Origin of the sequence: Deinococcus seoulensis (assembly GCF_014648115.1) — a bacterium.
Classification (GTDB): Bacteria; Deinococcota; Deinococci; order Deinococcales; family Deinococcaceae; genus Deinococcus; species Deinococcus seoulensis.
On record NZ_BMQM01000095.1, the window covers coordinates 1 to 587 of the forward strand.

Annotated in this window: 1 pseudogene; it reads left to right on the top strand. The window is 63.5% G+C overall.

Features of this window, described 5'->3' with window-relative positions:
* Positions 1-587, top strand: a pseudogene (locus tag IEY70_RS20840) (IS66 family transposase); the annotation flags it as partial.

Consider the following 587-nt stretch of genomic DNA (forward strand, 5'->3'; position numbering starts at 1 on the left):
GTCCATGGGCACTGGGGCGACTGAGAAGGATCTCTTCGAGATCATCCGTCGTCAGTCCGAGCAGATTGACGGGCTGATCGCCGAGAACAAGGCCCTCAAAGCGGAAATCGCCCGCCTGAAGAAGCGCATTGAAGAGTTGGAACGGCGGGAACGCAAGTACGCCGCCCCCTTCAGCCGGGAGAAGCGCACCACCGATCCCAAATCACCAGGACGGCGTCCTGGTGAAGGTACCTTCGCCCACAAGGCCCCACCCACGCCAGAGCAGATCACGGCCACCGTGGATGTCGACACGCCCAACACCTGTCCTCGATGTGGATTCACGGGCCCGCTGATCTTCACCCGTCATGACAAGGCCTGGGTCACGGAACTCGTCCCCCAGAACGCCATGCAGGTCACCGAGTACCACGTGCCCGTCATGGAGTGCCCGCAGTGTCACCACGCGGTGCGTGGTGACCATCCCGACCTGAAAGCCAATCAGGTCGGTGCGACCTCTCACCGCCTGGGACCCGTCCTGCACGCCACCCTTCAGACCCTGCATCACGAGTTGGGCCTCCCGGTCCGCCGCATCGGTCGGGTCATGGACCTCC